This is a genomic window from Mesorhizobium sp. f-mel (genome assembly GCF_053850215.1).
The window spans coordinates 24,850-38,286 of record NZ_JBSPTO010000039.1 but is presented as its reverse complement, the minus strand read 5'-3'; the positions used below and the strand labels follow the sequence as shown (position 1 = coordinate 38,286).

Genomic DNA, 13,437 nt, shown 5'->3' with positions numbered 1-13,437 from the left:
GCCCCGTCCTTGGTGAAATAGGGCGGCAGCAGAAAGATGCGACGGCGCCGCCATATTCGGCAAATGCCTTATAGCCCGATCCGAAATTAAGTTGAGTTTGGTATCAGCAGCTCCCCGAGAGCCCACCGGTAGCGATCTCGAGTGTTATCGAGCGGCCGTTGGTTCGAATTCGCTCTTCCGGCGGGATCATGCCGGCGGATAGCCGCCAATCCATTGGATTGCACGGTATTGACTCGAGCCCATCACAACGACTGAGCGAACGGCGGGATTCGGGATCGAGCTGAGCGTCGACGAACGGCAGAGATTAGGCGCAAAGCGGCCATTCGCATTCCGACAGACATAAGTCGCCTTCGGTGCAAGAGCAGCCGTACGTCTCAACGCCCCCTACCGATCCTCGATAATCCGCAAATAAGCCGCCGTCACAAACAGCACGATCAGCCCAAACAGAATCCGCCGCGCGCCTTCGGGCATTTGCAGGATGGTCAGCAGTGTCGTCAGCACGGTGAGGATCAGCGCCCCGATGATGGTGCCGGTGTAGCCGCCGCGGCCACCGAAGATCGAGGTGCCGCCGATCACGGCGGCGGCCACCGAAGGCAGCACCAGCGGTTCGGCCAGCGACAGCGACGGCGCCTTGATCAGGCCGATATAGAGCAGCCCGGTAATGCCGGCGAGCACGCTCGAGATGACGTAGAGCGCTGTGATGACTTGCCAGTAGCGGACGCCGGACAGGCGTGCTGCTCCTTCATTGTCGCCGACTGCGTAAAGCAGGCGGCCAAAGCCGGTGCGGCGCAAGGTGAAGACGATGAGGACGGCGATGGGCACGAACAGCAGCAGCGCATTGGGCACGCCATAGGTGAGGCCGGTGCCGAGCCAGGCCAGGAAGGGCGGGATCTTGGCGCCCGAAGCTATCACGGTGCGCTGATAGACCTGCAGGCAGCCGGTGCCGATCAGGCTGGTGCCGAGCGTCATGATCAGTGGGTGCACGCGAAAGACGCCGACACCGATGCCGTTGATCAGGCCGATCAGCACCGCCGGCACCAATGCGATGAGGATCGCCACCGCCGGGTCATGATTGACGACCTGCGTCGCCATGATGAAGGCGCTCATCGTCGCTACCGTACCGACCGACAGGTCGATGCCGCCGGTCAGCATGGTCATGGTCTGGCAGCCGGCAAGAATCGCCAGCGGGATGGCGAACTTCACGGTGTTGGCGAGCCACCGCTCATTGACGATGCCGGGACGCAGGATCTGCAGAATCACCACCAGCATGACCAGCAGGATGATCAGCGGGATCAGCGGCCGGTCGGCCATGAACCGCTTGAGGCGGCGACCGAAGGGGACGGGTTGAGAGACCGTGGCGGCATTGCTCATGATGGGCGGCTCCGCATGGTGATGAAGGCGCCGAACATGACGACGGCGACCATGATCGCGCCCTCGATGATCGCGGTGACGTTGGGATCGATTGCCAGCAGCGTCAGGTCGGTGCGTACCAGCCGCAGCACGAAGACCGCGACGATCGGGCCGAGCAATCCGCCCTTGCCGCCGCCAAGTGCGACGCCGCCGAGCACGACCGCCGCCACGCTGGCAAGAAGATAAGGGCCGGGAATGGGGGCGCCGATGCCTGTGCTCATGGTCAGCGCCAGCCCGCCCATGGCAGCGAAAAGCCCCGACAGAGCATAGGCGATGATCCTGGTGCGCGCGACAGGCACGCCGCTGCGAAATGCCGCGAGCTCGCTGCTGCCGATGGCGTAGATCGAAAGGCCGAGTTTTGAGCGCTTGAGCGGTATCCAGATGATGCAGAGGCAGACGACCAGCAGCACCAGCGCCTTCGGTATCCAGGCAGAAATCCCGGGCAGGCCCGGGATCGGGACTGTCCCGACGATGGTCGCCCTCAGCCATTCGGCCACCGCGCCGCCGGGCGCACCGAGGACCAGCAGCGCCGCGCCCTGCAGGACGAAGAGGGTGGCCAGCGTGACGACGATGTCGGGCACGCGGGTGACGACGATCAGCATGCCGTTGACGGCGCCCAGCACCAGTCCCATGGTCAGCACGAACGGCACGACGAAAAGCGCATATTCCTCGCTGGCGCCGTCCATCATCGAGGCGGCGGTGACGCTGGTCAGCGCCATCATGGCGCCGACGGAAAGATCGATGCCGCCGGCGATGACGACAATCGTCTGGGCGGCCACGGCAAAGGCGTAAGGCAGCACCGCGCGCACCAACGAGCCGAAATCGCCGCTGCCATAGCCCGGCTGGATGAGTCTGGTGATCACGAACAGGACCACGAACAGGACAAGCAGGCCGGCGACCCAGCCCTGGCGACGGACGAGGCGGGTCAAGGTTTCGCCACCGGGCTCGAGTGGATATCGGCAAGGATGCCGACGTCCTCCTTGGCGCCGCGCGGCAAGCCGTAGGCGGCGCGCATCAGTGCGGGCTCGTCGGCGAGTTCGACGGGGAAGACGTCGACGACGCGCCCCCCAAAAATGACGATGACGCGATCGCAGACACGCTGCACCTCCTCGAGCTCGGATGTATAGAACAGCACCGACTTGCCCTGGTCGGCGAGTTCGCGCAGCAGCTTGTAGATCTCCTGCTTGGTGCCGACATCGATGCCGCGCGTCGGGTCGAAGCAGAGGATGGTCTGCGCTTCGGCGGCGATCCAGCGGGCGATCGTCACCTTCTGCTGGTTGCCGCCGGACAGGCGCTGCACCTCGCGCTGGGCGCGTGTGTCGATCTGCAGCCGCTCGATCGCACTGACGACCCTGGAGCGTTCCTGCGCCATGTTAGTCGGCCCCCAGTTGCGCAAGGCGGCGCTGAAGGGGAGCGCGATGTTTTCGCGCACCGAGCGCTGCATGGTCAAAGCTTCGGTGCGGTCGCCGGGCACATAGGCGATGCCGGCGCGGATCGCATCCGCCGGATGCGCGAATTTCACCGGCTTCCCGTCCACTTCGATGGTGCCGCCGGACGGGCGGATGGAGCCGGCCAACGCGGCGAAGAGCTCGTCCTGGCCTTGGCCCTCGAGCGCGACGATGCCCGCGACCTCGCCGTTGGCCAGATCAAACGAGACGTCGTTGAGCTTGGTGCCGACACGAAGGTTCGCCACGCCGAGGCGCGGGCGGCTATCCCCAGGCGAAGCGGCCTGGCTCGCCTGGCGCGCCGCCACGCGTGTTTTCTCGATCCTGGCGCCGAGCATCATCTCGACAATGCGCTCCTCGACGCCCGGCTCGATGTCGACGACGCCGACGGTCTCGCCGTCGCGAAGCACCGTGGCGCGGTCGCAAAGCGCCGATATCTCGACAAAGCGGTGGGAAATGAAGATCACCGAACGGCCGCTGTCGCCCTGGCTGCGCACGACTTCGAGCACCTTTTCGGCCAGGTTTGCCGGCAGTGCCGCGGTCATCTCGTCGAGCAGCAAAACGTCGGGCTCGACCGCCAAAGCCCGCGCCAGATCGAGCACGCGCAGCACGGCAAGCGGGATATCGCGCGCAGTCTCGCGGATGTCGAGGTCGGGAATGCCGAGTTCGCGCACCCAGGCGCGGAACGGCTCGACCGGCGTGTCGGTCAGGCGAAGGTTGGAGGCGACGTCGAGATCAGGGATGAGCGACGGTTCCTGATAGACGGGAAGCAGGCCGGCGCGGCGCGCATCGGCGGGCGAGCGCACGTCGCGGGCTTCGCCGCGGATCAGGATATGCCCGGCATCGGCGCGGATGGCGCCGGTCAGGATCTTGACGAGCGTCGATTTGCCGGCGCCATTGGCGCCCATCAGGGCGTGAACCTCACCCGGCAGGACCGACAGCGACGCGTTGCGCAGCGCCACCACTGCGCCGTAGGTCTTCACGACGCCGGTGGCGTCCAGGAGGGGGTTTGTAGTCAAATCGCTTTGCTCTCGATTTATGCCGGCTCAAATCATTTCGCGCTGGCGCCGCCCCTCACCTGCCCGCCGGCGCCCTCTCCCCGTTTAGAGACGGGGAGAGGGCGCTGTCATCGCCGGTTTCGCCAATCATCACCGTCGCCGGAAGAGCGCCGGAGTTGCGGCCGGCCCCCTTCTCCCCGTCACTATACGGGGAGAAGTGCCCGGCAGGGCGAGAGGGGCGGCGTCAACCTCGGCAATTGACCGTCTCCGCACACGTTGGAAACGGTCATGGTCTGCAGCGAAAGCCCATATTTACTCGCCCGGGCCCTTGCAGGCGATGATCTGGTCCTTGGTGTAGGTGGTCCACTCCGGAATGGAGATCGAGACCGGCCATTCCGGGCTCAGCGACGGATCGGCTACGCTCTTCAGCTTGGCCTTGCCCTCCTCAGTGGCGTTCTCCCAAAGCTGCGGCTCGACCAGCACGGTCTGCTCCGCCGGCTTCTTGCCGTTCAGGATCTGCAGAGCCAGCGTCACGCCGGCACCGCCGATCGAACCGGGATTGGTCACCGCCGCGCCGACAAGGCCTTCGACCGAGTTCAGCTGGCCGACGAAGCCGGCATTGTCGGCGCCGACCACCGGCACCAGCGGCGTCTGCGACTCGACCAGCGCGTCGACGATCACATTGTCGATGCCCGAGGTCCAGATGCCGTTGAAGGGCGATCCGGTGGCGATGAAGTCGAGGATCTGCTGCTTGCCCTGATCCTGCTGCCAGCCGGTGAAGACCTCATGCACGACCTTCACATCGGGGAATTCGGCAAGCGCCTTCTTAAAACCCTTGTCGCGATCGCTGTCGGCCGAGGCGCCGGCGGCACCGCGCATATAGACGACGTCGCCCTTGCCGCCGATCTGCTGGAACAGCCATTTGGCGCCGAGATAGGCGTACTGCTCCTGGTTGTTGGAGATGATATAGGCCGAGGGTTCGGTGACCGCCTGGTCGACGGCGACGACGACAATACCGGCCTTGGTGGCTTCTTCGAGGGCTGACTTGATGCCGGCCGGATCGGCCGGGTTGACGACGATGGCGTTGACCTTGGCGCTGATCAGGTTGCGGATGTCCTCGAGCTGGCCGGCGGCGTCGGTGTTGCGATGGGCGATGTTCAGTTTCGTGACTTCGCCGGAGGCGAGCGCCTGCGCTTTGATGGCGCAGATCATTTCCTCGCGCCAGCCATTGCCTTGCACCGTGTTGGAAACGCCGATCGTGTATTTGGCTTCAGCGGTCGAGACGCCCACCGAAGCCAGAAACGCCGCGCCGGCAAGCAGCGGGACCATTGCCAGATATTTTTTCATTCCAGTCTTCCTCCACATTGATCTCGTTTCAGTTCGAAAAGGGGCTCATTTCACGAAGGGGCGCAGCACGTCGCGGGCCAGCAGAAAGCCGCGCTTGAGGCTTTGATCGCTCCCCTCAAACCGCCGGTCCTCGTGCTCGATGATGATGGGCCCGTCGTAGCCGGCCCGGTAAAGGCCGGAGAAGATCACATTCCAGTCGACATCGCCAAGCCCCGGCATGCGCGGCACTTGCCAGCCCATGCCGGCCGAGAGAATACCGCGTTCGTAAAGTCCATCATGATCGATCATCAGGTCCTTGGCATGAACATGCAGCATGTGCGGACCGAATTCTTTGATGAAGCGGGCCTGGTCGATCATCTGCCAGACCAGATGCGACGGGTCGAAGTTCATGCCGACGTCGCCGCCCCACGCCTCGAGGATGCGGCGCCAGATATAAGGCGAATAGGCGATGTTGTGCCCGCCCGGCCACTCGTCATAGCTGAAGATCATCGGGCAGTTCTCAAATGCCAGCTTGACGCCCTTGTCGCGCGCATGGGCGATGATATCGGGCCAGACTGTCAGTGCCTCTTGCCAGTTGGCGTCGATGGTTTTTGCAGCGTCGCCGCCGCAGAAGGTGTTGACCAGCGGAACGCCCATATGGCTCGCCAGCACGATCACCTTCTTCAGATGGTCGATGACGGTCTTGCGGTGGGCGGCATCGGGATGCAGCGGATTGGGGTAGAAGCCGAGGCCCGAGATCGACAGCTTGTTTTCCGTCAGTGCGGCCGCGATTTCCTTCGCCTTCGAGGCCGAGGTCGAGGCGGCGTCGATATGGCTGGTGCCGGCATAGCGCCGGGCGGCACCGGAGGATTTCGGCCAGCAGGCGATCTCCAGCGCCTCGAAGCCGGCAGAACTTGCCCAGTCGGCGACATCGGCGAGGGGGGTATCGGCAAACGGTGCGGTGAGCAGTCCGAGCTTCATATTGCTCTCCCCTGGTCGTGACGACCTACTATGCCGATTGTGCGGTCCGCTTCAACCGTGCGACTGGTCGGCAATGCGCAAAGCTGTCTGACGAATGCCATCGGATCGTCGCAGAGCAGGCCGTCGAGACCGGCTGTGACAGCCGTGCGGAAATCGTTGATGGCGATCCAGTCCGCCAGGCTATTTCCTGCGGGCCAGCGCCGTCCGGTCGTAAGGCGGTTTTTGGACCCGGGGAAGGAAGCCGGCTAAGCAGTGCCGGGCCGATTGCTTCGAGAGCTGCGACAGCAGCCTTCACCGGTTCGCCCCTACGACCCATTGCTCCTGGTCGATCAGGGCGCCGGTCATCGGCCCGGAGGCGTCGGAGAGCAGGAAGACCGCGAGGTTCGCCACCTCGTCGGCCGCCAGCAGGCGCCCGAAAGGCTGCGACGCGTTGGCGGCGTCGATCCAGCCCGGGCCGTGCCCGAGCGTCTCGGCCTGCATGATGCGCTCGGCCGGGGTGTCGGTCCAGCCGACATTGATGCCGTTGACGCGGACGCGGTCGAAACGATGCGCATTGGCGGCGTTGCGGGTCAGCGTAGCGAGCGCCCCCTTGGTGGCCGAATAGACGGCGAGTTCCGGCGAACCGCAATGCGCGTTGATCGACAGGACGTTGACGATGGCGCCGCCTTGACCCTGCTTGCGCATCTGCGTGATGGCTGCCTGCATTAGAAAGAACGGCGCCCGCGCATTGACGGCAAACAGCGCCGCCCAATCGTCGAGGTCGGCATCGAGAAACGAGGCGCGGTTGGTCAGGCCGGCGGCGTTGACCAGCGCGTCGATGCATCCGAAGCGGCTGATACATTCGTCCACCAGCCGCGCCGGCGCCGCGGTATCAGCCAGATCGGCGGCAACGAATGTGGTTGGCGTGCCTGCCTGGGAGAGTGCCGTCGCCACGTCGTTGCCACGCACGGGTTCGCGGCCGGTGACCAGCAGGCCGCCGGCGCCAGAACGGGCGAGCGTCTCGGCGATCGCCCGGCCAATGCCTTGCGTCGCGCCGGTGACCAGCACCACCTTGCCTTCCAGCTGAAGCTCCATTCCTCCTCCCGGAACAAAGTTTCCATTTTTTCCAGAGTAGGGAACGCCAATTCCCGATAGTCAATCTTCAGGAGGGAGTTTTCAAATCATGGTCTTACGCAATTGCTGACGGATCCATGCGTGAATGCTTGCGGGGTCGGCATGGTGCGTGGCAGCCGCAACGCCTTTATCGGCGCCGTGCACCGGCTGGCCATGCGCCTCGACGACAAGGTTGCGCTGGTTGCCGGCGCATTGTCCTCGGATCCCGAAAAGTGCCTGACAGGCTTGGTGCTATATCACTGCAGTGACCCTGCCTGCCGCATCGAGGAGACAGCCGACTCGCGCCTGCCGAACTTCGATGCCGCCTTGTCTTGCGTAGTCTATTCGCACCGCGATCGGCGCCGTGAGGGCGCCTCGACGTTCACGCAAGGCACCTGCGCTTGCCGCGTGGACACGGACGGCGCCAAGCGGCGTCGCGGCGGACATGATCGCCGCGCGGCAGGCTTGCACGACCGCAACTGGCGTACCGGGTCTCGCTTTCAGCGATCCAACAGATCGAAAGGGATACCCCTTGGTGGAGTCACCCTCACCAGGTCTAGAAGGCATGAGGACGGGTGGCAGGACGATCGATTGCCTGGCGGTCTTGGCAGGGGCAGTGGTTGTGGTGACTGCGGCCGGACTACCGGGAGTGGCCTTACCTGCGCCGACCGAAGCTCCAACGTTTGCTCCACTCGCACCGCCGACGCTCGTGCCCGCCCCCACAGATGCGCCTTGCGAACCGGCGCTCACGCCAGCACCGACCCCGAGACCGCCGACGCTCGCGCCCGCCCCTACAGATGCGCCTTGCGAACCGGCGCTCGCTTCAGCACCGACCCCGACACCGCCGACGCTCGCGCCCGCCCCCACAGATGCGCCTTGCGAACCGGCGCTCACTCCAGCACCGACTCCGAGACCGCCGACCTTACCGCCGATGCCTGTGTCTTGAGCCGAGGCAGGCCCGATTGCGATCCCGATCGTCAACGCGGCCTCGATGTACTTTTTCATCATAATACTCCTCTGCGGCGTACGCTCCCTGGTCTTTCTACTGGCGCAGGTTGAGCTTTTTCGGTGGTCGCGTTGGGAGCAATGCGGCGGGAAGAGCGATGGTTGCCCGCAGAACAGGTTGCGGCGACTTTTGGACCTTCACTTTCCGTTTTTCCTGCAAGCGCGATTTACCGGCTGGTTGGCCGTCCGAACGCGATAATGTATTCCCAAGTCCACTCGCGGGGTTACGGGCTTTCGGCGCGCGCTCCACAGCCGCAGTGCGACGTTTATCCTTCACGAGGTCAATTGCCTTACGCGCGGCACTGAGGCTGCGGGCAAGATCGATAGCCCTTTCACGCTCTTGTTCCAGCGCCGCACTCAACTCTGCCGAGACCTGCCTTGAAGCGTCGCGTTCCTGGCGGACAATATCGAGGTCGCGTACAGCTGAATCTGCTCGTTCGCGTTCCAGTTCGAGTGCTTCTCCAGCTTGCTTTAGAGCGGTCTCGGCCATCGATCGGTCCTTTATGGCGTTGGTCTTCTCCACGGCGGCCAGGTTTGCGTCTGTCTTAAGAGCGTCGATAGTTTGGCGAGCCGTGGTGAGTTCTTGTTGCAAGAGTTCGACCTTGCGCCTCTTCTCATCAAGCGCTCGCTTCGCAGCAATCTGAGAGGCTGCCACAGAGGGGTGCGCTCCGGCGGCCCTTTCACGCTCTTGTTCCAGCGCCGCACTCAACTCTGCCGAGACCTGCTTTGAAGCATCGCGTTCCTGGCGGACAATATCGAGGTCGCGTACGGCTGAATCTGCTCGTTCGCGTTCCAGTTCGAGTGCTTCTCCAGCTTGCTTTAGAGCGGTCTCGGCCACCGATCGGTCTTTTATGGCGTTGGTCTTCTCGACCGCGGCGAGGTTTGCGTCTGTCTTAAGAGCGTCGATAGTTTGGCGAGCCGTGGTGAGTTCTTGTTGCAACAGTTCAACCTTGCGCCTCTCCTCATCAAGCGCTCGCTTTACAGCAAGCTGAGAGGCTTCCATGGAGGGGTGCGCTCCGGCTGTCTGCTCGCGGTCCCAGAGAATGGCTTCGGCCCTAAAGTCTTCGATAACGCGCTGCGCCGTCTCCAGCGCTTCGTCTATTTGCTGCTGCTCTTTCAGGGTTTGTGCTGCCTGCTTAGCCACCGTGGTTGCCAATGCGTGTGCCTGGGCGCTTGCGTCACGTACCGCGCGCTGCATAATTTCTAGCTCCGCTCGTGCTGCGGCCAATTCGCGGCGTAATGCCATTTCATGCCCGCCGGGCGGCGTTTGCACACCCTCCTTGAGCTCCGCGGCGCTGGCAATGCCGACTCCCGCGGCGACGATGACGCCAACCGCGACTGCACGAAATCTGGACGAGATCTTCATGATGAGAGACTCCTCAAGATCAACGGCTAGCTGGCGGCACAGGGCACTTGCCACAGTCCGGCTGGCAGACACCTTCGCGGTAAAGGTTCTCTGCGCCGTAGCTGCCTTTCGCCCCTTCAGCACAACCCAAGGTAGAATCACCGGGGCATCTGTGAAGACCGACTGCTGCCATCCGCGTGCCATCCGCGGTGTTCCCTATTTTCCCCCTCCGGATAGGATGATCACGTACACGCCTGCGAATGTCGCCCTTCATTGTGATGACGCGACGCGCCGATCCGCACGTGCCCTGGCGCAGAGGCCGCCTTGCAACGGGCCAGACCCTTGAAGAAAGGGAAAATAACGGCTTACCCACTGAGAACAGTGGCCGAACAGTGGGGATTTGCCTGCGCGACAGCCAACTGAAACAGTTGCGGAACAGTTGGACATGCAGCTGAAGCCTCGGCGCCATCACCGCTGAGAACAGTGGAGGAACACTGGGAATTCAGCGGGCCTTGACGATGCCTTTCGCGTTGAAAACAGCGGCATAACAGCTGGAGAGAATACCGTTTCGGCACTGCCCTTTCGGTAGGCATTCTTTTCCCGACCTAGTAAAGGCCAATTTGGCCGGGCACGAACAGCTGAAATGGGGATGGAAGTGGCGAGGCCAAAATCTGCCGCGAAAAGCAACTGCTAGTTCAATCGGTTATGATATCCCGCTGGTGGAGCTGAGGAGGATCGAACTCCTGACCTCGTCATTGCGAACGACGCGCTCTCCCAGCTGAGCTACAGCCCCGTCCAGCGGATGGGCGCATTTATCGGGCGCGGCGGTTTCCTGTCAAGACGGCGTTTTGTCCAAAAAGCCGCGCGGTCAGCCCTCCGCGCAGCCTGCCGCCGACAGCGGCTCTTGCTGCTTTCGCCCGCAATGGCTACATGTCGCGAAATCAATGGAGCTTTGAATGAACGCGCTTATCGACACGCTGATCTACGCGCTCAGCATTTACTGGTGGATCATCATCGCCGCCGCCATTTTTTCCTGGCTTTACGCTTTCAACGTCGTCAACTCGCGCAATCACTTCGTCGATAGCGTCAGTAACATGCTCTACCGAGTGACCGAACCGGTCTTTCGGCCCATCCGCCGCTTCATGCCTGATCTCGGCGGAGTCGATATATCGCCGATCATCGTGCTGCTGATTATCTTCTTCCTGCAGCGATTTCTCGACAGCACCGTCAGAGACATACTTACTGGCTACTAAGCAGTGCATCCGATCGAAGTCTTCCGAATACGGCCGGACGGCGTCGACCTGCTCGTCTGGCTGACACCGAAAGCGGCGATGGACCGGCTCGAAGGCATCGAGATCTCGGCGGACGGGCGAAGCCATCTGAAGGCTCGCGTCCGCGCCCTACCGGAAAACGGCGCCGCCAATCAAGCGCTCGAACGGCTGGTCGCCAAGGCGCTGGGAGTGCCGCGATCGGCCGTCTCGGTCGTCGTCGGCGGCACGGCCCGGTTGAAGATGCTGCGCGTGCTCGGCGATCCGGCGGCGCTGGCGAGAGGCATCGAGGCGCTCAGCAGCGCTTGAGGCGCCAGTCGGCCTCAACGAGCGCTGAAGCCATCAAACGACCCTGCCAAGCCATCCTGGATAGATGGGCCAGTTCCGCGACACAGTTATGTTGACTTGTCGGGAGCCGATCGGCATCCGACCTGTCAAAATCACTCTATCGCGGAGCTAGTCTCTACACCAACCCGCGCTTGGTCATCATCGCTTCGGGCGACGGCATCTTGCCGCGGAAGGCGGTGTAGAGCTCTTCCGGGTCCTTCGAACCGCCGGCGGCATAGATGTTCTTCCTGAGCCGCTCGGCCAGCGCCGGATTGAACGGGTCGCCGTTCTCCTCGAAAGCCGCGAAGGCGTCGGCGTCGAGCACCTCCGACCACATGTAGGAATAATAGCCGGCCGAATAGCCGTCGCCGGCAAAAATGTGGCCGAAATGCGGGGTGCGATGGCGCATGGCGATGGTGTCGGGCATGTTGAGCCTCTCGAGCGTTTCGGCTTCGAAACGAAGCGGCTCCTCCGGTGCATCCGGCCGCGCATGGTAGGCCATGTCGACCAGCGCCGAGGCGGTGAACTCGACCGTGGCGAAGCCGGCGCCGAAGGTGCGCGCCGCCAGCATCTTGTCAACCAGCGCCTTCGGCATCGGCTTGCCACTCTTCACATGCAGCGCATGCTTTTCCAGCACCGCCGGCACGGTCAGCCAGTGCTCGTAGAGTTGCGAGGGCAATTCGACGAAATCGCGGCTGACCGAGGTGCCCGAAACCGACGGCCAGGTGACGTCGGTCAGCATACCGTGCAGGGCATGACCGAATTCGTGGAACAGGGTCTTGGCTTCGTCGACCGACAACAGTGCTGCCTCGCCCTCCGGCGGCTTGGCGAAATTCATGATGTTGTAGATGACCGGCTTGGAGCCATGGCCGAGCTTATAGCCGGATTTCAGCGCGCTCATCCAGGCGCCGGAGCGTTTGGAGGGCCGCGCGAAATAGTCGGCAAGAAAGAGTCCGCGCTCGCTGCCGTCGGCATTCCTGACGACGAAAACGCGTGCGTCCGGATGCCAGGTGGCGATGCCTTTCTTCTCCTCGAAGGTGATGCCGAACAATCGTGTCGCCACGTCGAAACAGGCATCGATGATGCGGTCGAGTTGCAGATAAGGCTTCATTTCGGCCTCGTCGAAGGCGAATTTCTCGGCGCGAAGCTTCTCCTGATAGAAGCGCCAGTCCCAGGCGGCGAATTTTTCGTTGCTGCCGGCCTCGACCGCCAACCGCTGCAACTCCACCTGGTCGGTTGCGGCCTTTTCCAAGGCTTTTTCCCAGACCGGGTCGAGCAGCATATGCACCGCCTCCGGCGTCTTTGCCATGGTATCGTCGAGCTTCAGCGCCGCGAAGGAAGCGTAGCCGAGCAGCTTCGCCTTTTCGGCGCGCAGGCGCAGCATGTCGCGCACCACGGCGGTGTTGTCGGTGGCGCCGCCATTCTGGCCACGCATGGTGAAGGCGCGGAAGGCGATCTCGCGCAGGTCGCGGCGCTCGGAGAAGGTCGAGAACGGCTCGTAGATCGAGCGCGACAGGGTGACCGCATAGCGGCCTTTCTGGCCGCGCATTTCGGCAGCCTCCGCCATCGCGCTTTTCAGGAATTCCGGCAGGCCGACAAGGTCGGCCTCGTCTAGGAACAGCGCCCAGTCGCGCTCGTCGGCAAGCAGGTTCTGGCCGAACGTCGTGCCGAGCGACGACAGTTCCTCATTGATCGCCGCTAGCCGCTTCTTGCCCTCGGCGTCGAGCCTGGCGCCGGAGCGGACGAAGCCTTTCCAGGTCTTTTCCAGCACCCGCAGCGTCTCAGAGTCGAGCGTCAGTGCCTCGCGGCGCTGATAGAGATCGTCGATGCGGGCAAACAGCCTTTCGTTCATCGAGATCGCCGAGAAATGCCGCGACATCTTTGGCGAGATGTCGCGCTCCAGCGCCTGGATCGCCTCGTTGGTGTGGGCGCCGGCCCGGCACCAGAAGATCGACGAGACATGGTCGAGCGCCTGGCCGCCAAGCTCCAGTGCTGCAAGCGTATTCTCGACGGTCGGCGTCTCGGCATTGCCTGATATTGCCTCGATCTCGGCCTCATGCGCCTTCAATGCCGCATCGAAAACCCCGGAAAAATCGCCGTCGCCGATGCGGGTGAAATCGGGCAGGCCGAGCGGCCCTTGCCAGATGGTCAGCGGATGGGCGGCGAGGTCGACGGCGGACGGCATGGGCAATCTTTCGCTGAGTGAGGGGCTTTCGCTGAGTGGCTGTAGAGGCAGGGCG

10 protein-coding genes, 1 tRNA gene and 1 pseudogene are annotated in these 13,437 nt (G+C 63.3%); 3 read left to right on the top strand and 9 right to left on the bottom strand.

Features of this window, described 5'->3' with window-relative positions:
* Positions 1 to 384: 384 nt before the first annotated feature.
* The 6 genes from ACWUKX_RS28580 to ACWUKX_RS28555 all read right to left on the bottom strand — a co-directional run bounded on the left by ACWUKX_RS28580 (position 385) and on the right by ACWUKX_RS28555 (position 7,234).
* Positions 385 to 1,371, bottom strand: coding sequence for an ABC transporter permease (locus ACWUKX_RS28580; protein ID WP_456010022.1), 987 nt, complete (start codon positions 1,369 to 1,371; stop codon positions 385 to 387).
* Positions 1,368 to 2,339, bottom strand: a complete 972-nt coding sequence (locus ACWUKX_RS28575) for an ABC transporter permease (protein ID WP_029349144.1) — start codon at positions 2,337 to 2,339, stop codon at positions 1,368 to 1,370. The genes ACWUKX_RS28580 and ACWUKX_RS28575 overlap by 4 nt, the downstream gene beginning before the upstream one ends.
* Complete coding sequence (locus ACWUKX_RS28570) at positions 2,336 to 3,874, bottom strand: sugar ABC transporter ATP-binding protein (RefSeq protein ID WP_456010021.1); 1,539 nt, start codon at positions 3,872 to 3,874, stop codon at positions 2,336 to 2,338. Before ACWUKX_RS28570 ends, ACWUKX_RS28575 begins: the two co-directional genes overlap by 4 nt.
* A gap of 291 nt (positions 3,875 to 4,165) precedes the next feature.
* Positions 4,166 to 5,200, bottom strand: coding sequence for an ABC transporter substrate-binding protein (locus tag ACWUKX_RS28565; RefSeq protein ID WP_456010020.1), 1,035 nt, complete (start codon positions 5,198 to 5,200; stop codon positions 4,166 to 4,168).
* A 45-nt stretch (positions 5,201 to 5,245) separates the two neighbouring features.
* Entirely contained in the window at positions 5,246 to 6,160 is a 915-nt protein-coding gene (locus ACWUKX_RS28560; protein ID WP_456010019.1) for a sugar phosphate isomerase/epimerase family protein, read from the bottom strand.
* 291 nt (positions 6,161 to 6,451) lie between these two features.
* Positions 6,452 to 7,234, bottom strand: coding sequence for an SDR family oxidoreductase (locus ACWUKX_RS28555; protein ID WP_456010018.1), 783 nt, complete (start codon positions 7,232 to 7,234; stop codon positions 6,452 to 6,454).
* Between the two features lie 116 nt (positions 7,235 to 7,350).
* Here ACWUKX_RS28555 and ACWUKX_RS28550 point away from each other — a divergent pair.
* Positions 7,351 to 7,483: pseudogene (locus tag ACWUKX_RS28550) on the top strand (gfo/Idh/MocA family oxidoreductase); the annotation flags it as partial.
* Between the two features lie 811 nt (positions 7,484 to 8,294).
* Here ACWUKX_RS28550 and ACWUKX_RS28545 read toward each other — a convergent pair.
* Both ACWUKX_RS28545 and ACWUKX_RS28540 read right to left on the bottom strand, forming a co-directional pair.
* Entirely contained in the window at positions 8,295 to 9,623 is a 1,329-nt protein-coding gene (locus ACWUKX_RS28545) for a hypothetical protein (protein ID WP_456010017.1), read from the bottom strand.
* Between the two features lie 696 nt (positions 9,624 to 10,319).
* Positions 10,320 to 10,395, bottom strand: a tRNA-Ala gene (locus ACWUKX_RS28540).
* A gap of 163 nt (positions 10,396 to 10,558) precedes the next feature.
* Between ACWUKX_RS28540 and ACWUKX_RS28535 the strand changes: the two genes are divergently transcribed.
* Both ACWUKX_RS28535 and ACWUKX_RS28530 read left to right on the top strand, forming a co-directional pair.
* The gene (locus ACWUKX_RS28535) at positions 10,559 to 10,855 is read left to right on the top strand and encodes a YggT family protein (RefSeq protein WP_456010016.1); all 297 of its coding nucleotides are present in this window, start codon (positions 10,559 to 10,561) and stop codon (positions 10,853 to 10,855) included.
* Positions 10,856 to 10,867: 12 nt separating this feature from the next.
* The gene (locus ACWUKX_RS28530; RefSeq protein WP_456010023.1) at positions 10,868 to 11,179 is read left to right on the top strand and encodes a DUF167 family protein; all 312 of its coding nucleotides are present in this window, start codon (positions 10,868 to 10,870) and stop codon (positions 11,177 to 11,179) included.
* 154 nt (positions 11,180 to 11,333) lie between these two features.
* Here the strand turns inward: ACWUKX_RS28530 and ACWUKX_RS28525 are convergent, their stop codons facing one another.
* Complete coding sequence (locus ACWUKX_RS28525) at positions 11,334 to 13,388, bottom strand: M3 family metallopeptidase (RefSeq protein WP_456010015.1); 2,055 nt, start codon at positions 13,386 to 13,388, stop codon at positions 11,334 to 11,336.
* Between the last annotated feature and the right edge of the window lie 49 nt (positions 13,389 to 13,437).